Annotated in this window: 20 protein-coding genes; 11 read left to right on the top strand and 9 right to left on the bottom strand. The window is 68.9% G+C overall.

What is annotated here, in order from left to right:
- Nucleotides 1-341 precede the first annotated feature (341 nt).
- From N4G66_RS10675 to N4G66_RS10665, 3 genes are all read left to right on the top strand, one after another.
- Nucleotides 342-1,454: a LacI family DNA-binding transcriptional regulator gene (locus N4G66_RS10675; RefSeq protein WP_261703775.1), complete on the top strand. Its 1,113-nt coding sequence runs from the start codon at nucleotides 342-344 to the stop codon at nucleotides 1,452-1,454.
- A 202-nt stretch (nucleotides 1,455-1,656) separates the two neighbouring features.
- A complete protein-coding gene (locus N4G66_RS10670; RefSeq protein ID WP_315903631.1) occupies nucleotides 1,657-2,796 on the top strand; it encodes a metallophosphoesterase in 1,140 nt (379 codons plus the stop codon).
- 180 nt (nucleotides 2,797-2,976) lie between these two features.
- A complete protein-coding gene (locus N4G66_RS10665; RefSeq protein WP_261703773.1) occupies nucleotides 2,977-3,840 on the top strand; it encodes a hypothetical protein in 864 nt (287 codons plus the stop codon).
- Between the two features lie 228 nt (nucleotides 3,841-4,068).
- Here the strand turns inward: N4G66_RS10665 and N4G66_RS10660 are convergent, their stop codons facing one another.
- Together N4G66_RS10660 and N4G66_RS10655 are read right to left on the bottom strand one after the other, a co-directional pair.
- A complete protein-coding gene (locus tag N4G66_RS10660) occupies nucleotides 4,069-5,667 on the bottom strand; it encodes a VWA domain-containing protein (protein WP_261703772.1) in 1,599 nt (532 codons plus the stop codon).
- 178 nt (nucleotides 5,668-5,845) lie between these two features.
- Nucleotides 5,846-6,733, bottom strand: coding sequence for a LysR family transcriptional regulator (locus N4G66_RS10655; RefSeq protein ID WP_261703771.1), 888 nt, complete (start codon nucleotides 6,731-6,733; stop codon nucleotides 5,846-5,848).
- Nucleotides 6,734-7,010: 277 nt separating this feature from the next.
- Between N4G66_RS10655 and N4G66_RS10650 the strand changes: the two genes are divergently transcribed.
- Both N4G66_RS10650 and N4G66_RS10645 read left to right on the top strand, forming a co-directional pair.
- A complete protein-coding gene (locus tag N4G66_RS10650) occupies nucleotides 7,011-7,373 on the top strand; it encodes a DUF1801 domain-containing protein (protein ID WP_261703770.1) in 363 nt (120 codons plus the stop codon).
- 5 nt (nucleotides 7,374-7,378) lie between these two features.
- Nucleotides 7,379-7,765 carry a VOC family protein gene (locus tag N4G66_RS10645; RefSeq protein WP_261703873.1) on the top strand — a complete coding sequence of 129 codons (387 nt, stop codon included), beginning with the start codon at nucleotides 7,379-7,381 and terminating at the stop codon, nucleotides 7,763-7,765.
- A 57-nt stretch (nucleotides 7,766-7,822) separates the two neighbouring features.
- Here N4G66_RS10645 and thiC read toward each other — a convergent pair whose 3' ends face one another.
- On the bottom strand, nucleotides 7,823-9,643 hold the full coding sequence (gene thiC, locus N4G66_RS10640) for a phosphomethylpyrimidine synthase ThiC (RefSeq protein WP_261703769.1): 1,821 nt from the start codon (nucleotides 9,641-9,643) through the stop codon (nucleotides 7,823-7,825).
- A gap of 220 nt (nucleotides 9,644-9,863) precedes the next feature.
- Between thiC and N4G66_RS10635 the strand changes: the two genes are divergently transcribed.
- Nucleotides 9,864-11,375: a YibE/F family protein gene (locus N4G66_RS10635; protein WP_261703768.1), complete on the top strand. Its 1,512-nt coding sequence runs from the start codon at nucleotides 9,864-9,866 to the stop codon at nucleotides 11,373-11,375.
- An 82-nt stretch (nucleotides 11,376-11,457) separates the two neighbouring features.
- Here the strand turns inward: N4G66_RS10635 and N4G66_RS10630 are convergent, their stop codons facing one another.
- From N4G66_RS10630 to N4G66_RS10615, 4 genes are all read right to left on the bottom strand, one after another.
- A complete protein-coding gene (locus N4G66_RS10630) occupies nucleotides 11,458-11,895 on the bottom strand; it encodes an SsgA family sporulation/cell division regulator (protein WP_261703767.1) in 438 nt (145 codons plus the stop codon).
- A gap of 100 nt (nucleotides 11,896-11,995) precedes the next feature.
- Nucleotides 11,996-12,733, bottom strand: a complete 738-nt coding sequence (locus N4G66_RS10625) for an IclR family transcriptional regulator (RefSeq protein ID WP_391858796.1) — start codon at nucleotides 12,731-12,733, stop codon at nucleotides 11,996-11,998.
- Nucleotides 12,734-13,277: 544 nt separating this feature from the next.
- On the bottom strand, nucleotides 13,278-13,490 hold the full coding sequence (locus N4G66_RS10620; protein ID WP_261703766.1) for a DUF5326 family protein: 213 nt from the start codon (nucleotides 13,488-13,490) through the stop codon (nucleotides 13,278-13,280).
- Between the two features lie 163 nt (nucleotides 13,491-13,653).
- Nucleotides 13,654-13,971, bottom strand: coding sequence for a cupin domain-containing protein (locus N4G66_RS10615; protein ID WP_261703765.1), 318 nt, complete (start codon nucleotides 13,969-13,971; stop codon nucleotides 13,654-13,656).
- An 81-nt stretch (nucleotides 13,972-14,052) separates the two neighbouring features.
- On the opposite strand from N4G66_RS10615, the gene N4G66_RS10610 reads away from it, so the two are divergent.
- The 5 genes from N4G66_RS10610 (at nucleotide 14,053) to N4G66_RS10590 (ending at nucleotide 17,916) form a co-directional block, all read left to right on the top strand.
- Nucleotides 14,053-14,430 carry a phage holin family protein gene (locus N4G66_RS10610; protein ID WP_261703764.1) on the top strand — a complete coding sequence of 126 codons (378 nt, stop codon included), beginning with the start codon at nucleotides 14,053-14,055 and terminating at the stop codon, nucleotides 14,428-14,430.
- Between the two features lie 9 nt (nucleotides 14,431-14,439).
- The gene (locus tag N4G66_RS10605) at nucleotides 14,440-14,931 is read left to right on the top strand and encodes a low molecular weight protein-tyrosine-phosphatase (RefSeq protein WP_261703763.1); all 492 of its coding nucleotides are present in this window, start codon (nucleotides 14,440-14,442) and stop codon (nucleotides 14,929-14,931) included.
- Entirely contained in the window at nucleotides 14,928-16,127 is a 1,200-nt protein-coding gene (locus N4G66_RS10600) for a cystathionine gamma-lyase (RefSeq protein WP_261703762.1), read from the top strand. The genes N4G66_RS10605 and N4G66_RS10600 overlap by 4 nt, the downstream gene beginning before the upstream one ends.
- A gap of 217 nt (nucleotides 16,128-16,344) precedes the next feature.
- Entirely contained in the window at nucleotides 16,345-17,250 is a 906-nt protein-coding gene (locus tag N4G66_RS10595; RefSeq protein WP_261703761.1) for a LysR family transcriptional regulator, read from the top strand.
- A gap of 183 nt (nucleotides 17,251-17,433) precedes the next feature.
- On the top strand, nucleotides 17,434-17,916 hold the full coding sequence (locus N4G66_RS10590) for an NUDIX domain-containing protein (RefSeq protein WP_261703760.1): 483 nt from the start codon (nucleotides 17,434-17,436) through the stop codon (nucleotides 17,914-17,916).
- Between the two features lie 22 nt (nucleotides 17,917-17,938).
- Here the strand turns inward: N4G66_RS10590 and N4G66_RS10585 are convergent, their stop codons facing one another.
- Together N4G66_RS10585 and N4G66_RS10580 are read right to left on the bottom strand one after the other, a co-directional pair.
- The gene (locus N4G66_RS10585) at nucleotides 17,939-19,726 is read right to left on the bottom strand and encodes a globin domain-containing protein (protein WP_315903630.1); all 1,788 of its coding nucleotides are present in this window, start codon (nucleotides 19,724-19,726) and stop codon (nucleotides 17,939-17,941) included.
- A gap of 429 nt (nucleotides 19,727-20,155) precedes the next feature.
- Nucleotides 20,156-20,788: an HAD family hydrolase gene (locus N4G66_RS10580; RefSeq protein WP_261703758.1), complete on the bottom strand. Its 633-nt coding sequence runs from the start codon at nucleotides 20,786-20,788 to the stop codon at nucleotides 20,156-20,158.
- Between the last annotated feature and the right edge of the window lie 103 nt (nucleotides 20,789-20,891).

Raw genomic sequence — 20,891 nt, 5'->3', positions numbered from 1 at the left:
GTGATCATCCGCGTACGCCGGACTCGGCCATCGGCGTCGCACCACCCGGCAGCCTTCCTCGTACGAAGTCGTACGAAAAGGGGGCGCGTCGACAGCCCCCGCATGCGCCGGTGGCTCACGCCGTGGCGCGCATCCCTCGTACAGGTGAGTTGAGACCTCTTCGAAACATGGCCCACTTGGCAGGCCCATGCGCGCCGACAAGTCACGTACTGGCATGGGATCGCCCAACTACCTTTACTTCAAAGGAAGTTAGTCCATTTGGACCATGCAGAAACGTGCCTGTCAACGCGTGCATATGCGTCCGCACTACCCCACCGCAGGAGCCCTACTATCGGCTCGCCATGACAGCAGCAGGGAAGCACCAGGTGAGCCGGGCGGAGACCTCCCGCCGAGGCGGTCGGCCGGGCCGGGCAGGCATCAGAGACGTGGCCGCGGCCGCAGGGGTCTCCATCACAACTGTGTCCGATGCCCTCAACGGCAAGGGCCGGCTCCCGGACGCCACCCGACGCCATGTCCGCGAAGTCGCCGACCGGCTGGGCTATCGCCCGTCGGCCGCGGCCCGAACCCTCCGTACCGGCAAGTCGGGCCTGATCGGCCTGACCGTCACCACATACGGGGATGAACCTTTCACCTTTACCGAGTTCGCATACTTCGCGGAGATGGCCAGAGCCGCCACCTCGGCCGCGCTGGCCCGGGGATACGCCCTGGTCATCCTCCCCGCGACCTCCCGCCACGACGTGTGGTCGAACGTCGCCCTGGACGGAACCGTGGTCATCGACCCGTCCGACCACGATCCGGTCGTCAGCGAGCTGGTCCGCCAGGGGCTGCCGGTCGTCTCCGACGGCCGGCCCGCGGGATCGCTCCCGGTCACCGCCTGGGTGGACAACGACCACGAGGCCGCGGTCCTCGGCATCCTCGACCACTTGGCCGCCGCCGGTGCCCGCCGCATCGGCCTCCTCACCGGCACCACCACGGACACGTACACCCACCTCTCCACCACCGCTTACCTGCGCTGGTGCGAGCGTGTGGGCCAGGATCCCGTGTACGAGGCCTATCCGGCGCACGATCCGTGCGCGGGAGCCGTCGCCGCCGATCGTCTCCTCGCCCGGCCCGACCGCCCGGACGCCGTCTACGGCCTCTTCGACCCGAACGGCACCGACCTGCTGGCCGCGGCCCGCCGCTACGGTCTGCGCGTACCCGACGACCTGCTGCTGGTCTGCTGCAGTGAGTCGACGGTCTACGCCAGCACCGAGCCGCCCGTCACGACCCTCTCCCTCAAACCGCGCAGAATCGGCACAGCCGTCGTCCAGCTGCTGATCGACGCCATCGAGGGGGTCGAATCGGACCAACCGGTCGAGCAGGTGATACCGACGGAGCTGATCGTGCGGACCTCGTCGCAGCGCCGTCCGCCTCGTACGACCGTCAGTCCGCCCCGATCACCCGAGCAGGGCTGACGCCCGATACGACGAGGGCGGGGCTAGCCCCGCCCAATTCGGGCGAAAACCGCGGTGAACTGGGCTCCTGTTCCGATTCACCACCCCTGGGTCATCACATGGCGCGATCCGCATTCCTATGATGGGCGGACGACACCGCGGGCCGCTGCGACCAGGCAGTCCGAACCGGTGCAGATGCGGCGCGATCGTGGTGGAGGGGTCGATGACTCAGGGGGCCGGTCAGGGACCCGAGGTGATGCGGACGGCGACGTTGCGCGACTTCCGGGTACCCGGGTACGTCCACGAGACCGGTCCGTATGCGCAGAACACGCCTCAGGGCGAGGGCGCCGGACCCGTCGGGGAGACTGCGCGGTACGCGTCGGGAGACTCCCCGTACGCGTCCGGGGAGTCTCCCGCGGAGTTTCCGGGAGAGTTCTCCGAGGGGTACACACCCACACAACGCGATCTGCCGGTCATCAATCGGGGTGACACCCTCCAGGTCGCCGTCGACCCCGCCGGCACACCCGCCCCGGCACCCGGCGCGGGCCCCGGCCCGCTGTACGTCGTCGGGGATGTGCACGGATACCTCGACCAGCTCGTCGCCGCGCTCCAGGAAAAGGGCCTCGTCGACGCCGCGGGCAACTGGTCGGCCGGGACCTCGCGCCTTTGGTTCCTCGGTGACTTCACCGACCGCGGCCCGGACGGCATCGGCGTGATCGACCTCGTGATGCGGCTGTCCGCCGAGGCGGCCGCGGCCGGCGGCTACTGCAAGGCACTCATGGGCAACCACGAGCTGCTGCTGCTCGGCGCCAAGCGGTTCGGCGACACCCCCGTCAGCTCCGGCGCGGGTACCGCCACCTTCCAGGCCGCCTGGCTGCTCAACGGCGGCCAGAAGACGGACATGGACCGCCTCCAGGACCACCACCTGCAGTGGATGGCCCGCCTCGACGCCATGGAACAGGTCGACGGGCACCTCCTGGTGCACTCCGACACCACCGCCTACCTCGACTACGGCGACTCCATCGAAGCGGTCAACGACACCGTCCGCGAAACCCTCACCCGCAACGACGCGGACGAGTGCTGGGACCTCTTCCGCAAGTTCACCCGGCGCTTCGCCTTCCGGGACGACGGCGCCGAGGCCGTCCGGGAACTGCTCGACGCATACGGCGGCACGCGCATCGTCCACGGTCACAGCCCCATTCCGTACCTTCTGGGAGAGGTCGGCCCGGAGGACGGCGACGCCGGCGCGGGCCCCGTGATCGAAGGGCCACACCTCTACGCGGACGGGCTGGCCATCGCGATGGACGGCGGAGTGACCATGGCCGGAAAGCTGCTGGTCCAACAACTTCCGCTGGATATCTGAGCGTTCACCGGGCAGGCGTCTCCCGGACGGATCACTCCGGCCGGGGGCCAATTTCCGGAAACCCCCTGTCACGGCGTGCCGTCACCGCTCTACCATCGGCTTATCCGTAGCAGGCTCCCCTCCGTTTCTGCCCAACGGCTCGTCAGCGTGCGAGCCATCAGCCCTACGGAGCATCGGGGGATGCAGATGAACAGCGTTCCGCAGCACCTGCTGAGCGAGGACCGCCAGGAATACGAGCGGATCCTCGATGAGGCGCTGCGCTCCGCACCACACCGCCCGGAACTCGCCGCTGCCGGCCAGCGGCTCAACCTCGAACAACTGCGCACCATGGCGCTCAACGCCACGGCTCTCATCACAACGGCCGCCTCGGACGAGTACACACACTATGTGAAGGTCCGCGAGGAACTGCGCCGCCCGGTGCGGTCCACCCCGGTCGTGAACGAGGAAGTCGGCTCCCCGGAGCCGGGCACGACCGCGATGGGGCTCGCCGCCACCGTGGGGGAGGTCACCGAGACGGCGGGTGCCGGCGCGGTCGCCGTCGTCGCGGTGCTCGCCCCCGTCCTCGCCGGGACAGCCGCAGTGATCTTCCTGCTCGTGGGGTACGTCCTGAAGATGCTCGATCCCGCGCCGGCCATCGCCAGGACCCTCCTGACCACCGGATGGGTCTTCGGCGCGGTCACGGCGGCCGCGATTCTGGTCGCCGCGGCCGGACTGCTGCTGACCGCGCTGCGCAACAGCTCGTCCTCGCTGCGGGCCGGAACCGGCGGCGAGCTGACCGAGCAGGTCGCCCGGGCCAGGGAAGCCTGGCGCGACGCCCTGCTGGAGCGCGGCATCCTGCCGTTCCTGCGGGAGGCTCTCGCGGACCCGGGCTCGGTGGCGCTGGGCCGCCCGGCACCGGCTCCGAGCCGGATCCCCCACCTCGGCTACGACCGGCCGGGATTCAGCAGCCCCGACGGCGGACCCGCAGCCGGCCCGCGCCCGAGCTTCTCCAGCCCGGACTTCAGCAGCCCGGACTTCGGGGGGCCGGAACACCAGCCCGAGTGACCCGGACGGCCGACGACCGGGCTCGAGGGAGGAGTGGGGCCCGCGCGGGCGCGCGGGCCGTATGGCCGTCACGGGTGCGGGGCCTGTACGGCTGGCGCGAGCCAGTACGGCGTCACGGACGCGAGCCTCCGGCCGTGGTGGGTGCGAGCCAGTACGGCTTGCCGCGGGTGCGCGCCTCCGGCCGTGGTGGGGCGGTCCCAGGGGGTCGTCCGCTGCCTTCGGGCCGACTCAGATGATGCCCAGCCGCCGCGCCTCCCTCGTCCACGACGGGAACTCGGACAGCAGCCGGTCGTAGAGCTCCGGATCCGGTACGTCGCTGATGTCGTCGACCGCGAAGAAGCCCACGTTGTCGACGCGTCGGCCCGGCAGCGTGTCGAACCGCTCCAGAACGCCGTAATTGGAGCGCCCCAGTCCTACGAACTGCCAGAAGATCGGCTCGTCCACCGCCTCCAGCAGCTCCTTCTCGATCTCTTTGTTGCGGTGGACGCCACCGTCGGAGAAGAAGAGCACCAGCGTGGGATCGACGGCCGGATGCTCGCGGACATACGTCCGGACCTCGGCGATCACCTTCTGCTCCTCGTTCTGGATCCCGACCGCCCGCATGTCCACCTGCCCCGGCAACAGCCCCTTGCGCGGCTTCTTGCTCCGCCGGAACAAGGTCAGTTCACCGACCCGGACATGGCGCTCCAGCCACTCCGGCAGGTCCCCCAGGACAAGGTCGGGCAGCCGGGCCGGGTTCGACGCGAAGGTCCACGCCTGCATCTCCCCGTCGTCGTCCAACTGCGCGGCCACCGCGGCCATGCGCTCCACCACATCGGCCACGACACCCTTCGAATACAAGAACGCCATCGACCCGGAGGCGTCCAGAACGATGACGACGCGGGCCGTGACACCCACCGCCCCGTGCTTGCGCAGACTGACCGCAACCTGCTCCTTGCGCAGGGAGAGCCGCTTGCGCATGTCCACGGGCAACCGGTCCTCGCCCTTGATGAGACGAGGAGCCGAGCCGACGACAGGGGCCGGAGGTGCCGAGGGAGCCGTCGGGACGGGCGCGGTCGGAGGGGTGAAGGTTGGCGGGGCGAGGGTTGGCGGGGCGAGGGTCGGCGGGGGCGTCGGTCCGGTCGAAGGTGCCGGTACCGGCGGGGGCATCGGTGTGGAAGGGGGCATCGCCGCGGGCCGGGGCGGAACGGCAGGCGGGGTTGTACCGGCTGCCGCCGCCCCGGACGAGCCATCTCCGGAGCCCGCGACTCCGGAGCCCGCGTCCTTGGAGCCTCTGCCGCCGGAAGCGCTCGGCTCCTCGTCCACGCTGATCCCGAAATCGGTGGCCAGGCCCGCGAGTCCGGAGGCATACCCCTGGCCCACCGCGCGGAACTTCCACTGACCGCCCCGCAGATACAGCTCACCCCCGATGAACGCCGTCTCCGTCGTCGCCTCCATCTCGAAGAGCGCCAGCTCCCGCCCGGTCGCTGCGTCGAGCAGTCTCAGCCGCAGACCCGACAGCTGGCCGAAGGTGCCCCCGTCGGCGGAGGCGCCCAGGACGACCCGCTGGATCTCCGGCTCCAGGGCACGCAGGTCCACCCCGACGGTGTCCGTCGTCCCGTCGCCTTCCCTCCGCTTCCCCAGGTGACGAACGGCACCGGAGGCGTGCCTCGGCTGGTTGTAGAAGACGAAGTCACCGTCGTCCCGCACCCGCCCGTCCGCACGGAGCAGCAGAGCCGAGGCGTCGGCGTCCGGCGTACCGGAGCCTCCGGACCAGCCGAGGACGATCTGCACCTCCTGCGCGGCAACGGGAAGGTTGGCGCCCTTGCTCATCGATGTCGGTGTCATGAGCCCAGTCTGCCTAGAGAACCCACCACCGGAACCGACCGATACGCCTACGCGCACACCGGGCGGCGCCGAGTCCTACGCCGCGCGCCGCACGCTCCGAAGACGGCGTACCCGGCAAGCGGCACCGAGCACCGAGCACCGGACACGGGGCACGGGGCACGGGGCATCAGGCACCGCCTCAGGGAGATCCGGCCGCGTCCGTCGCCGCTCGTACGAACTCCCGAAGCCGCTCGGTGGTGTTGCCCTCCATCCACACCAGTCCCCGTTCGATCGGCTGCGCGTCGTGAAGGGGCACGTAGGCGACATCGGGCCGGGGGTAGTACTGCCGCGAGTGCTCTCCGACCGGGAGGACGCCCCGGCCCATCGCGACCAGGGTCAGCATTTCGGAGAACGACCCGCCGACCGGGCCCTTCGGAACGGACCTGCCCGAGGGGGTGCGGTCCGGGGTGCGGTCCCGCTTGAACCCCGCCGAGGTCACCTGTGGGTACTGCACCACAGGGTGTTCCGCGAGTACCTCGACGGACACCCGCTCCTCGCCGGCCAGTGGATGACCGGCCGCCACGGCCAGCACCCGTCTCTCTCGCAGCAGCGCGGGCCCGCAGGCCATTCCGTCGAAGGGGAACGAGGCGAGCAGGACGTCGATCGAACCGTCCAGCAGACTAGCCCGGGAGTTGGACAGTTGAACCTCCCGCACGTCGACCCGGCAGTCGGGGTGCCGCTCGCCGAACAGGCCGACCGCCCTGAGCAGTGCGGGGGCAGTCCACTCGCCGAGGAAGGCGACCCGCAGTTCCCCGGTGACCCCACGACTGGCGTCGGCCGCCCTTCGCAGCGCCGCCTCCAACCCGGCGACCAAGGGCCTCAGGTCGTCCGCCAGCTGCCGGCCGATCGGGGTGAGCGCGACGGAACGGCTGTTGCGTTCGAACAGCGAGCCGCCGACTCTGCGTTCCAGCTTCTTGATCACCTGACTGACACGCCCGGTCGTGATCAGCAGCCGCTCGGCGGTCCGGCCGAAGTGCAGTTCCTCGGCCAGCGCCAGGAAGGTCTCGATCTCCAGTCGCTCCAGCATGAAACCCCCGGCGTTAAATCTGGCTCAACGGTTGTACGGCGATCACGCCTTGATGGTGCCTGCCATACGGCGGATCGTAGAAGGCGTCCGCCCGGTCGCCGGAGACAACCCGGTGAGTCCCCCGGACACCCGAGCGCACGGACGCCGACACGCCCGAACCGGCAACGCAGACGGGCAGACGGGCAGACAGACAGGCCCAACGCAGTCGCGCACAGGCACGCAGCACGTCGGTGCTCGGTTCAACCCACCCACCGCACCCCTCCTGAACGGGACCCACATGAACTCCTCGGACATCACCGCCTACCTGAACGACCTCGAAGGCCCACTGCGCGACATCGGCGAGAGGATCAGGCCTGTCATCGACTCGGCCCTACCCGACGACTCCGGTGCGCTCTGGCACGGCCATCCCACCTGGAGCCTCGGAGACAAGCCGGGTCAGACCCCGGTCTGCCTGCTCAAGGCCTACAAGTCCTACGTCGCCTTCGGCCTCTGGCGCGGCCAGGAAGTGGCCGATCCATCGGGCCGACTGGTAGCCGGAGCCCGCCACATGGCCTCCGTGAAACTCGGCGGTGCCGAGGACGTCGACCCCGTCCTGTTCAGCGAGTGGCTTCGCCACGCCGTCGCCCTGGAGACGAAGTGACCACCGTGCGCGTGAAGGCCTTCGACCATCTGGTCCTCAACGTCGAGGACGTCGAACGGTCCCTGGGCTTCTACACCGGACTGCTCGGCCTGGCACCCGTACGCGTCGCCGAGTGGCGGGGCGGCCAGGCCCCGTTCCCCTCGGTGAGGGTCACCGCGGAAACCATCATCGACCTGGTCGCCCATGCCCGCGGGGGGTCCAACGTCGACCACATCTGTCTCACCGTGGAACCGCTGGACTGGGACGAGGTCATCGCTTCCGGCTCCTTCACCGTGCTTCAGGGTCCTGTGGAACGCTTCGGCGCGCGGGGCACCGCCACCTCCGTCTACGTCCAGGACCCCGACGGCAACACGGTGGAACTGCGTTGGTACCCGCAGGACGTCGCGGCATGACCGGGCCGAGGGCTGCGGTCCGGGGGCCCGCCCCGGACCGCAGCCCTGTGGAGCGGCTCAGTCGGCCAGGGGCAGGTACACGCGGTTGCCCGCCTCGGCGAACTCCCGGGACTTCTGAAGCATGCCTTCGGAGATCTCCTCGGCGGAGGCGCCGTCGGACACGTCACCGCCGAACCGCTCGTTGATGCTCTGGCTGATCTTCATCGAGCAGAACTTCGGCCCGCACATGGAGCAGAAGTGGGCCGTCTTGGCGGGTTCGGCCGGCAGCGTCTGGTCGTGGAACTCCCGTGCTGTGTCCGGATCGAGAGCCAGGTTGAACTGGTCCTCCCACCGGAACTCGAAGCGGGCGTCGGAGAGGGCGTCATCCCAGTCCTGTGCACCCGGGTGCCCCTTGGCGAGGTCGGCTGCGTGGGCTGCGATCTTGTAGGTGATGACGCCGGTCTTGACGTCGTCACGATCGGGCAGGCCCAAGTGTTCCTTGGGCGTGACGTAGCAGAGCATGGCCGTGCCCCACCAGGCGATCATCGCGGCACCGATGCCGGAAGTGATGTGGTCGTACGCCGGCGCGACGTCCGTCGTCAGCGGGCCGAGCGTATAGAACGGAGCTTCATCACAGATCTCCTGCTGAAGGTCGATGTTCTCCTTGATCTTGTGCATCGGGACATGTCCCGGGCCTTCGATCATCGTCTGTACTTGAAAACGCTTCGCGATCGTGTTGAGTTCCCCGAGCGTCCTCAACTCCGCGAATTGTGCAGCGTCGTTGGCGTCCGCGATGGAGCCGGGCCGCAGACCGTCGCCGAGCGAGTAGGTGACGTCGTACGCGGCGAGGATCTCGCAGAGCTCCTCGAAGTTCTCGTACAGGAACGACTCCTTGTGGTGCGCGAGGCACCAGGCCGCCATGATCGAGCCGCCACGCGAGACGATGCCCGTCTTGCGGTTCGCGGTGAGCGGCACGTAGGCCAGGCGGACGCCCGCGTGGACCGTCATGTAGTCCACGCCCTGCTCGGCCTGCTCGATGACCGTGTCCTTGTAGATCTCCCAGGTCAGCTCCTCGGCACGGCCGTCGACCTTCTCCAGCGCCTGATAGAGCGGCACCGTGCCGATGGGGACGGGGGAGTTGCGCAGCACCCATTCGCGCGTGGTGTGGATGTTGCGTCCGGTCGACAGGTCCATGACCGTGTCGGCGCCCCAGCGGGTCGCCCAGGTCATCTTCTCGACCTCCTCCTCGATGGAGGAAGTGACCGCGGAATTGCCGATGTTGGCGTTGACCTTCACCAGGAACCGCTTGCCGATGATCATCGGCTCGATCTCCGGGTGGTTGACGTTCACGGGCAGCACCGCCCGGCCTGCGGCGATCTCCTCCCGTACGACCTCGGGGTCGACGTTCTCTCGGATCGCCACGAACTCCATCTCGGGTGTGATCTCGCCGCGTCGCGCGTACGCGAGCTGGGTGACCGCCTGCCCGGCGCGCCCCCGGCGCGGCTGGCGCGGCCGCCCGGGAAAGACAGCGTCGAGGTTGCGCAACCCCCCGCGCGGGGATGTGTGCTTGATCCCGTCGTCCTCGGGGCGGACGGGACGGCCCGCGTACTCCTCGGTGTCTCCGCGGGCGATGATCCAGCTCTCGCGCAGCGGGGCCAGCCCCCTGCGCACCTCGGTGTCGATGGTCGGATCGGTGTACGGGCCGGAGGTGTCGTACAGCGTCACGGACTGACCGTTGGTGAGGTGCACCTGGCGAACCGGCACCCGCAGATCGGGACGCGTACCCCCGACGTACGCCTTGTGCCAGCCGATGGACTTCCCGGCCTCGCCGTTGGGGGACGGCGACGAAGCCCCGTCCGTCTGGCTGGAGGCAGGCGTGCGTACGTCCTTGTTGGTCATGAGACCTACTCCCTACGCCGGCATTACCCGGTAACAGGTTCAGCGGTCGACGCAGCGGCTTCCGTTCGTCGACGTTTCATGTGAAACATCGCGAAGACGGAGGTCAGCGCCCTCTCAGCCCGGTGCTCCGAGCTCCCGCGTGTGCAAAGGTGCCTCCACGCTAGCGTCATATTTGGCGCGGTGAACAGAGGGCCCTTGCCGTTCTTGCGATGATCGGGCGGTGACAACCACCCAGCAGCACCCGTTCCCGCCGCCCGAGCCGCCGCGCCGCCCGGGCTCCGACGACGGCCACGGGCATGGCTCCGGCAACGGACACGGCCATGGGCCGGGTGGCGGTGCCGGTCCCGGACCGGGCAGTGATCACCACCGTCCCGGCGGCGGACACGGGCCGGATCCCGCCGGTGGACCCGGCGAGGGTCCGAGCGTCGGACACGGGCACTCGCACAGCCACGGTCCCGCCGCGCCGGTCTCCAAGCATCTGCGCAAGGTCATCGCCGCGGTACTCATCCCCTTCGCGGCCGCGGTCGCGGTGGGTCTCGTGGTGCTGTGGCCCGGCGGCGCGCCTTCCCACCAGCGCACCGGTGTCGGATTCGACCGGCAGACCCAGCAGGCGACGGTCACCAGGATCGACCAGGTGGACTGCAAGTCCGTGAACGCCTCGGCGGAGACCCCGACAGGCGACACCTCCACCGCCGAGGGCTCCTCCGCCCAGCAGCAGGCGGCGGGTGAATGCAAGAAGGCGACGGTCCGGATCGACACCGGTAAGGACAAGGGCCGTACGTTCATCGAGATCGTTCAGCCGGATCAGTCACGGCAGTTGCACCGGAGCGAGAAGGTCGTCGTCGCGTACGAGCCCTCCGCCCCCAAGGACCTCCAGTACTCGGTCACGGACGCGAACCGGAAGCTGCCCCTGGCACTGCTGGCCCTGATCTTCGCCGTGGTCGTCGTGGTGATCGGCCGGATGCGCGGCGTCATGGCGCTGGTCGCCCTGGCCATCAGTTTCATGATCCTGAACTTCTTCATCCTGCCCGCGATCCTGCAGGGCTCGAACCCGCTGCTCGTGGCCGTTGTCGGGTCCAGCGCGATCATGCTGATCGCGCTCTACATGTGCCATGGCCTGTCGGCCCGGACATCCGTGGCGGTGGTCGGCACCCTGCTCTCACTGGTGCTGATCGGCCTCCTCGGCTCGGTCTTCATCGACTGGGCCGTACTGACCGGCAACACCGACGACAGCACCGGCCTGATCCACGGTCTGTACCCGTCCATCGACATGAGCGGTCTGCTGCTGGCCGGAGTCATCATCGGCTCGCTCGGCGTCCTCGACGACGTGACGGTGACGCAGACGTCCGCGGTCTGGGAACTGCACGAGGCCAATCCCACGATGGGCTGGCGTGGCCTGTACCGCGCGGGCATCCGTATCGGCCGCGACCACATCGCGTCGGTCGTCAACACGCTCGTCCTGGCCTACGCGGGCGCCGCGCTGCCGCTGCTGCTGCTCTTCTCGATCGCGCAGAGCAGCGTGGGCACCGTTGCCAACAGCGAACTGGTCGCCGAGGAGATCGTGCGCACCCTGGTCGGATCGATCGGTCTGGTCGCCGCGGTGCCGGTGACGACCGCGCTGGCCGCCCTGGTGGTCGCCGCGGACCGTGACGGGGCCGAACCCCTCCCCGTGGAGCCCGCGGCTGCCAGGACGCCGGCACGGAGCGGGAAGGGACGCCGGCGCAAGCACTGAGCCACCCGCCGAAAGAGCTGAAACCATCCTGCAACGACGCCCCTTGTGAGGAAGCGTTACTCCGCTCTGGGCTGCCGGGGCTTCAGCCCGCGCTCTGCTCCTCCGCGAGGATGCGGTCGAGCGCTTCGTCGAGGGATGTGTCGAAACCCGCGAGGGAGCGCTCCTGCCCGAGCGGCACCAACTTGTCCGTCCGGTCGAGAAACGCGACGAGCGGCGCGGCCCCGGACCGGAACAGCGCGTGATCGCCACCGACCTGAAGCCGGATCAGCACCTCGCCGAAGGCCTCCGGGTCGGCCGGAGCGATGTGCACATCGCCGTCACCGCACGGCCTGCCGACTCCGTCGATCAGCAGCTCCCGCCCGAACACCCAGGTCACAGGTGCGTCGCCGGGCAAGTGGAAGGTCAGGCGCACGGCATACGGATCACCGGTCTCGTATCGCAGCTCGACCGGAATGCGGAAGGACAGCTCCTCGGACACGAGGAAGCTCATCATGACCTCTGCCTGCACCGACTCGCGCATCGCCTACCCCGTCGTTTGCCATCGACTGGCCAGGAATCATCCCCCTGACGCTGCTGGAAATCTTGCTCAACGTGCATGCCGCATTACAAGGAGTGAGTTTTCAGATACTGATAGAGATGGCGAGTGTTCCTAGCAGCCTGCCGACTTCACTCTGCAACTTCCGTGCCGCGGGCAGCAGTCGGTCGGCCTGGTGGGAAGGGAGGGAGAGCGCCACGGCCGCTGCCGAACTGCCCGCGGTGATCGGGATCGCGGCACAGACCGTGCCCAGCGCGTACTCCTGCCGCTCGGTCACCGGTTCCATCCGCCCCGCCCGTTCCAGGCGCCGCAGCAGACGGTCCTTGTCACGTACCGTGTACGGAGTGATCGGCTGCACCGGGTAGCGGTCGAGGTGGTCGCGCCGGGACTCGTCGTCCAGCTGAGCCAGCAGACACTGGCCGATCGCGTGGGCGTGCCCGGTCTCACGGAAGTCGGCCCACTCCTCGGCCGCGGGGTTCGCCGGGGTGTCGGCGACACACATGACCTCGATCTCGCCGTCACGGTAGACCGCGTAGTACACGGGTGCTCCCAGCGCATCGCGCCAGTGCACGAGTGTGTCCCTCACCGTGCTGCGACGTTTCTGCTGGGCGCCGCTGCTGCTCAGCCGCTCGGCGGCCTCTCCGAGGAAGAACAGCCCTCTGTCCCGGCGCAGATAGCCCTCGTGAACCAGGGTGCGCAGCAGGTGATAGGCGGTCGGCAACGCGAGTCCCGCCTCCCGGGCGAGCTGCTTGGCGGGCGCGCCCTGCTCACGCGAGGCGACGGCCTCCAGCAGACGCATCGCCCGCTGGACCGAGCCGATCAGAGTGGTGGGGTGAGAGCCCAGAGGGGCGGCCTCGGGCTCCGCGGGAGGGGTGCGGGCTAGCCGTGCCCTCCCCGCGACCGGGGAGGCCGAACCGCGGGCGACCGACGGCCTGGTGTGCCCATCCGCCGGCGAGGTGCGCCGAGTGGGCGCCTCCGCCGTCGGAGTACGCGGGGGCGTCGGCTCCCTGAGTGGAGCCGGCGAGGTGCGTGGAAGGGACGGCTCCCCCGGCGAGGTGCGCGGCTGGACCGGTGGAACGCGTGCCGCCGCGGGCGTGCCCGATCTCCGGAAGGGTGGAGCGACTGATGGTGCGGGTGCGGTGTCAACCGTGGCCAAGGAGCACTCCGAAGCGCGAGGAGGACCGCCCGTGCGGGGAAACACGGGAGGGGGCTGTGCGCTGCCCGCGGGGTCGACCCCGCGTCGAGTTCCGGACTCTAACCGCCAGTCACCGCTCGCATACGGCCTCGCCGGAAAACTTCCCCCGGCCGAGGGAACCTTGGGTTCCCTTTCCCCCTTCGCCGTTACCTGTCGCTCACCCTCTCGCGCCTCACCAGTCGCTGCGCGAGGAGGAACTCGACATGAACTTCCGCACGATGTAGATCAGCCCGCCGACCAGCGCGACGAAGATGAGCAGCTTGAAGAGCAGGCCGATGAGGAAGCCGACGACGCTCGCTATCAGAGTGCCGAACACCACCAGGGCGATGACCGGCACCGCGACCCACTTCACCCACCACGGCATACCGTTGAAGATCTCTCGCATCGCCCTGTCCTTACCTCTCCTCGCCCGTGGCCCCGACACCGGGACACTGATTCCGGGTTCTCTGATGTCTCGCATCCGATGCTAGGCCGGAGAGGGACAGTGCGGTGGCCTCGCATCCCTTGTCCTCCCCTGACCGTCCCCCTAGGGAACCCTGAGACGCGGGTCAGCTCTCGGGCGGAGAGAACACCACCAGGACCCGCAGATCCTCCGTGATGTGGTGGAACTTGTGGGCGACCCCTGCGGGTACGTAGACGACGCTGCCCCGTGCCACCTGAGTGGTCTCCAGGCCGACCGTGATCGACGCACGCCCGCTCACCACGAAGTACACCTCGTCCTGGGCGTGCGGCTTCTGCGGGTCGAGGCCGCCCGCGTCGAGCGCGTACAGCCCGACCGACATGTTCCGCTCACGCAGAAACTGCAGGTAGGCGCCGTCGTTGGCGGCGCGTTCCGCCTCCAGTTCGTCCAGCCGGAATGCCTTCATCGCCCTCGTCCGCTCTTGTGCACCACAGGCTGTGTCCACAGCCCCTTCTTGCCAGTCGATCTCTCTGCCACGATCAGACACATGAAGAATTTCGTAGTCAAGACACTCGCCAACGCGGGGGCCCTGGCCGTCGCCGTCTGGCTGCTCGACAAGATCACCCTGACGGGCGACAGCACGGGCAAGAAGATAGGCACGCTCCTCCTCGTCGCACTGGTCTTCGGACTGGTGAACGTCCTGGTCAAGCCGGTCGTGAAGGTACTGACCTTCCCGCTCTTCATCCTCACGCTCGGCCTGGTCACCCTTTTGGTGAACGCCTTGATGCTGCTGCTCACCTCGTGGCTCGCCGACAAACTCGACCTGAGCTTCCACGTGGAGGGCTTCTGGACCGCCGTCCTGGGGGGCCTGATCATCTCCGTCGTCTCCTGGGCGCTCAATGTCGTCCTGCCCGACAACGACTGAGAGAGTCCCATGACCTACCGCGTCTGCTTCGTCTGCACCGGCAACATCTGCCGCTCGCCGATGGCCGAGTCCGTGTTCCGTGCCCAGGTGGCGGAGGCCGGACTCGGCGAACTGGTCGAGGTCGACAGCGCGGGCACGGACGGCTGGCACGAGGGCGACGGCGCCGACGAGCGCACCGTCGCCGTGCTGGAAGCGGGCGGCTACGAAAGCCACCACGCGGCCCGGCGGTTCCAGGCCGCGTGGTTCTCCCGTCTCGATCTCGTCATCGCCCTCGACACCGGACACCTCAAGGCCCTGCGTCGCCTCGCGACCAGTGCCGAGGACGCGGGGAAGGTCCGGCTGTTGCGCTCGTACGACCCGGCCGCGGGCGACGCCCTGGACGTCCCCGATCCGTATTACGGACATATGGACGGCTTCGAGGAATGTCTTGAGATGGTGGAGGCGGCGAGCCCCGGTCTGCTCGCCGCGGTACGAGAGCAAGTGGGAGGAAGAGCGGCATGACGTCAGGGGATTTCGTCACGGCGAGCGGTGCGGGCACGGGCCCCGCGGGAGAGAGTGAGGGCACGCGGGCGACGGTGCCGGGCGACGGCACACGGGCGGTGCGTGCCGGGCTGCCCGAGCCCGTCAAGTACGAGCCGACTCTTCCCGGCCCGGTCTTCGCCGCGCACTTCCATCTGCCCGGTGAGCCCACCGGTCCGTACACCTACGGCCGCGACGAGAACCCGACCTGGACGCTCCTGGAGCGCGCCATCGGCGAGCTGGAGGCACCCGGGCAGGACTCGGTCGAAACGCTCTCCTTCCCCTCCGGCATGGCCGCCATCTCCGCGGTGCTCTTCTCGCAGTTGCGGGCCGGCGACATCGTCGTCCTGCCCGACGACGGCTATCAGGTGCTGCCGCTGGTGCGCGAGCAGCTGACCGCGTACGGCATCGAAGTGCGCACCGCCCCCACCGCCGGCGATGCCCAGCTGGAGGTTCTCGACGGCGCGAAGCTGTTGTGGATCGAGACGCCGTCCAACCCGGGTCTCGACGTCTGCGACCTGCGACGCCTCGTCGCCGCCGCACACGCGCAGGGCACGCTCGTCGCCGTGGACAACACGCTGGCCACCCCGCTCGGACAGCGACCGCTGGAGCTGGGTGCCGACTTCTCCGTGGCCAGCGGTACCAAGATGCTCACCGGACACGGCGACATCCTCCTGGGGTACGTCACCGGGCGGGACGCCGCTCTGATGGCTCCCGTACGACGTTGGCGCAAGGTCGTCGGCGCCATCCCCGGCCCGATGGAGGCCTGGCTCGCCCACCGCTCGCTCGCCACGCTCCAGCTGAGGGCCGACCGGCAGACCGCCACCGCGAGGACGATCGCCGAGGCCCTGCGGGAGCGGCCCGAGGTGACCGGGCTGCGCTACCCGGGACTGCCCGACGATCCCTCGTACAAGATCGCCTCGCAGCAGATGCGTCGCTTCGGATGCGTTGTCTCCTTCACGCTGCCCACACGCGCGCGTGCCGAGCGTTTTCTCGACGCGCTGCGTCTGGTGGACGACGCCACCAGTTTCGGCGGGGTACGGTCCACGGCCGAGCGGCGCGGCCGGTGGGGTGGGGACTCGGTGCCGGAAGGCTTCATCCGCTTCTCCGCCGGCGCCGAGGACCCCGAGGACCTGGTGGCGGACGTGCTGCGGGCCCTCGACGTATCCGCGGAGTGAAGTGGTCGTGGCTCCGGGATCAGTACCCCCAGCTACGTATTACGGACGGTCCGAGCCTCCCCCCTCGTGGCTCGGACCGTCCCGGTTCCGCGCGCAAAGAACCGCGCGAACAAGGCTAGTTGACTCTGTGTCAGTGTCCAATCACAGTAGCGACAGAGACCTATCGACTTATTTATAGTTAGGGCTCGCGCGGGGGTGCTGAAAGGGGAGGGGCAGCATGGACTTGGCCTTGCTGCGCACTTTTGTGACGGTGCACCGGGCCGGTTCCTTCACTCGTGCCGCCGCGCTGCTCGGCCTGTCCCAGCCGGCCGTCACCTCACAGATACGCACGCTGGAGCGCCAGTTGGGGCGGCCTCTGTTTCTGCGCCAGGCGCGCGGGGTGACCCCCACGACCATCGGTGACGAGCTCGCCCACAAGGCGGCGCCGCATCTCGACGCCTTGGTGGAAATAGCCGAGACCGGTCTCGACGAGGACTCGTCCGTTCGCACCCTGCATCTAGCGGGTCCGCCGGAGTTCACTGCGGAACGCGCGTTGCCCGCTCTCACGGAGCTGACCGGTGACGACGGCCAGGGCTTCGCGCTGCGGGCCTCCTTCGGCAACGCGGAGGAGACGATGGAGGGGCTCGCCGCCGGACATCATGATCTGGCCATGACGACGGCCCAACCACGCGGTGCGCTGCTCACCGCGACTCCGCTCTGCGACGAGGAACATGTCCTGGTCGCCGCTCCACGCTGGGCCGCCGAAATCGGTCCGGGCAAACTCCGCCGCAAGGGCGCCCACGCTCTCGAGGACTTCCCCATCGTCGAGGTCCACGAGTCGCTGCCGCTCGTAGCCCGCTACTGGGCCTCGGTCTTCGACTGCCGCCCGGCCACCTCCGGCACGGTTGTCGTCCCGGATCTGCGGGCGGTCCTCGCCTGCGCCTCCGCCGGCGCCGGCCTGGCCGTCCTGCCCAGATATCTCTGCTCCGACGCCATCGAACGCGGAGACGTCGTGGCGCTCCTCGACCCCGCGGTGCCACCGCTGCGTACGTACTTCCTCGTCGTCCGGACCGGAACGCTGGCGATGCCGCACATCGCCCGAGCGCACGAATGGCTGCTGCGCGCGGCCGTCGGCTGGAGCTGAGACCCGCGCGGACCGGGAACGGGCACACCAGGCAGAAGCACCCGCTGCCGAGGACCGAACGGCGGCGGTTCGGGCGAAGTCCGTCCCTCATTTATCGGGGTCCAGGACGGGCTTCGGGAGCTTTCGCGCGGAATCGCGGCCGCGCGATGTTTCACGTGGAACCAGCCGGGCCACATTTCTCCCATGACCGTCCGACCCGTGGTCAAGCGCACCGCCCGCGCCGTTCTGCTCGATGGTGACGACCTGATCTTGATCAAGCGCACCAAGCCCGGCGTCGATCCCTACTGGCTCACACCGGGTGGCGGGGTCGAACCGGAGGACACGACTGTCGTCGAAGCACTCCATCGCGAGGTACATGAAGAGCTCGGCGCCAAGATCGTCGATGTGGTGCCCTGCTTCGTCGACACGGTCGAGCACATCGGCGACGACGGCGGCGCGACCGGCGTGAAGGTCCAGCACTTCTTCGTCTGCCGGCTGGAGTCCATGGATCCTGCCCTGCGGCACGGTCCGGAGGTGGACAAGCCGTGCGGTGAGTACGAGATCGTCCGCGTCCCGTTCACCCGGGTCGGGATCGCCTCCGTACATCTCGTACCGCTGTCACTGAGGCACTACCTCGACGGGAACATCGAGGGCGTACGGGCCATGCACGCACCCGACCTGGGCTGACGCGGACAGCAGCCGCCGCAGGTCAGTCGCCTGTCGTGACGAGTTCTTCCACCGAGTCGTGGCGGATGCGGTCCGACGGAATGCCTATGTCCCTGAGTGCGTCGACAGCGCTGCGGATCATGCCGGGCGGCCCCGAGAGATATGCGTCGTACTCGTTCCACGGCCCGTACTCGCGTACGGCGTCCGGCAGCTGGAGATGGGCCCGCCGGTCGACGACGGGGCGCACCGAGAGCCAGGGGTGGCTCCGCTGGAGCCGCAGCATGGTGTCGATGTCGTAGAGGTCGTGGTCGGTACGCGCTCCGTAGAAGACCTCGACGGGGCGGCGCTCTCCGTGTTCGGCGACGTCCTCGACCAGTGCCTTGATGGGGGCGATGCCGGTGCCGCCGCCCAGACAGAGCAGGCCGCTGTCGGTGGTGTGGTCGACGGTCATCGAGCCGGACGGCGGCCCGAGCCGGATGACATCGCCGGGCCGAGCGCGGTGCACCAGCGCGTTGGAGACCCAGCCCGCCGGAACCGCCTTCACGTGGAGCGTCAGCAGCCCGTCCGAGCGGGGCGCCGAGGCGAAGGAGTAGTGCCGCCAGATCCGTGGCCACCATGGCGTCTCCAGACTTGTGTACTGCCCGGCGAGAAACGGGTACGGCTGGTCGGGCCGGAGCGTGACGACCGCGACGTCCGGCGTCCTCAGGTCGTGGGACACCACCTCGGCGAACCACCAGGCCGGAGCACGCAGCTCGTCGGCGGCAGCCGCGTCGATCATGACCTGGGAGATCGTCGTGTACGTGCGGACCCAGGCCGCTTCCGTCTCGGCGTCCCAGACCGCCGAGGCATACCGGCCGAGCGAGCCGATGAGGCACTCGCCGACGGCCGGGTAGTGCTCGGGCCGGGTGCCGTACTTGCGGTGTCCCCGGCCGAGGTTCTGCAGATACGCGACGAGGACCTCGGTGTTGTCGATGTGTTCGGCCGCGGTCAGCAGTGCCTTGAGCAGCCGGTCCCGCTGGGCGTCCATCGCGGCGGGGAAAAGCGGGCGCAGTTCCGGGTGGCGCACGAAGAGCAGAGCGTAGAAGTAGGAGGTGACCTTGTCGGCGATGTGAGCGACCTCGGCCATGGTCCGACGGATCAGCACGGCGTCGGGGGACGCCTCGGGGGCGGGAACGGGCTGGCGGCCCGTCACAAGCGGCTCAGGGCCGACGTCAGGCCGCGGAGGACCGTGGTGGGACTGCGGGGACCTGTACTCGGGCGCGGAGGCCCCTGAGAGCCGCAGAGAGCCGAACTCCGTCTGTCCGGGGCTCGATCGAGGCCGTACGGCCTCGTGGGCGGGCTCCGGCTCGAAGTGCCGCATCTCGGACGGCGCCGGCGGAAGAAAACGAGTCACGGGCAGTACCGGCTCGTTCGGCAGGGGCTCGGGAGGCCGCATTCCAGGGGGCGCGGCCTCGTACGGGCGTATCTCCCTGGATGTTGTCCCGCGAGTACCCGTCTCCGTGGGGGCTGTCCCGTGCGGCACCGGTACCGCCCCGCGAGGAGCCATGGGTGCTTCGGCGACCGGAGATATTCGTTCCTGCTGGGATGTTCGCTGTCCGGCCTGCTCGGGGGTTCCCTGTCCGGAGGCCGCTCGCTCAGGGACGGCTTGGCCCGGTTGCCCCTGCGCCGTGACCGACCGGCCCACCGGCCGCATCGCGGCCAGTCTCCGACCGTCCGACGGCCCTTGGTCTCCGACAGAAGTCGGCGGCTCATTGTGCGGCGTGAACCAGCCGCCCCCGTCGTTGCCGCCTGAAGTGCCGTTGTCGGCCGACGTGGTGGTCGGAGCGTCCATGGTCTGCCTCGCCTCGAACATCTTTCGGTCGGTCTGCGCACCTCCTCGGTCGGAAGATGCCTGCTTTCCCCCGCAGCCGGTTTGCCCCTCTTCCCGGTTCAGTCCTCGTCGGCCCCAATGCGGCCACGTTGAAGCCGGAAACACACCCCGTACGAACATGTGAGGCGAGAACGTGGCATTGGCCGCAGCGCCCTCATCGAGCATCGCACTCCGGGCCAACGCTCAGCCGCATACCGGAAAATGCGGGTTTTCGATCTTCCCGTCCCGTTAGGCTGCTATGGCCTGCGTTGCCATTCGCCCGTACGGGCGGGACCTATCCGCATCTCGGCCGACGCGAACCGGAGTCGACCGTACCGGCAGCAGCTCTCGGCACAAGTGCTCTCTTCCCTCAACGCGAAAGAGTGAAAGACCAGCTCAGCGAATCCTCAATTACCGCGTGCGACATGCCAATCGATAGGCAGCACACAGGTCCCGTCCCACGTAGGAGTGAGTGGCGAGGCTGCGCAGATGCCGGTCCGCATTGACCGCGACGGACACCGGCACAACGCCGAAAAGATCCTTGTCCGAGAGGGAGTCACCATAGGCGACACAGTCGGCTCGACTCACTCCGAACTCTTCACAGAGCCGGTCCGCGATCTGCACCTTTGCCGCGGCGCTGAGAACGCCCGCCGGGTCCAACGGCTCCGCGAACGGGACGGCGGGAAAGAGCGAGCCATGGGCCGCATGCGCTCCCCACGACATCAGGCGCTCCACAAAGAACGAGGGCGACAGCGAGACGACGGCGCAGTAGTCGCCGTTTCGCCGTATCTCCCGCCAGACGTCTTCGATCCCTGACATCCATGGCGCTCCGTCGAAAGCCGCCGTCACATGCGCCTCGGTGAGTTCCGTCCAGAGGGCATGCACCTGCGCCGCATACTCCGGAGGTCCTATGCGCCCTCCGGAGATGGCCTTTTCGAGCGCCATGGTTTCGGCTTCCAGCCCAAGCTGCCGGGAAAGCTCCAACGGCGCGGTACTGCCGTGGATCAACGTCCCGTCGAGATCGAAGAGATGAAGTCTCGCCATGTCCGTCGAGGCTACTGGGAGGACCGACGCTCAGGGCCGAGGTTTCACGTGAAACAGCTGTCCGCTCAATGCTGCCGGCGCAGAACATGGCCAAAAGCCGACA

It is taken from the genome of Streptomyces rhizosphaerihabitans (genome assembly GCF_025399795.1).
GTDB lineage: Bacteria > Actinomycetota > Actinomycetes > Streptomycetales > Streptomycetaceae > Streptomyces > Streptomyces rhizosphaerihabitans.
The sequence above is the reverse complement of the archived record's forward strand: the minus strand, read 5'-3'. Positions and strand labels throughout refer to the sequence as shown.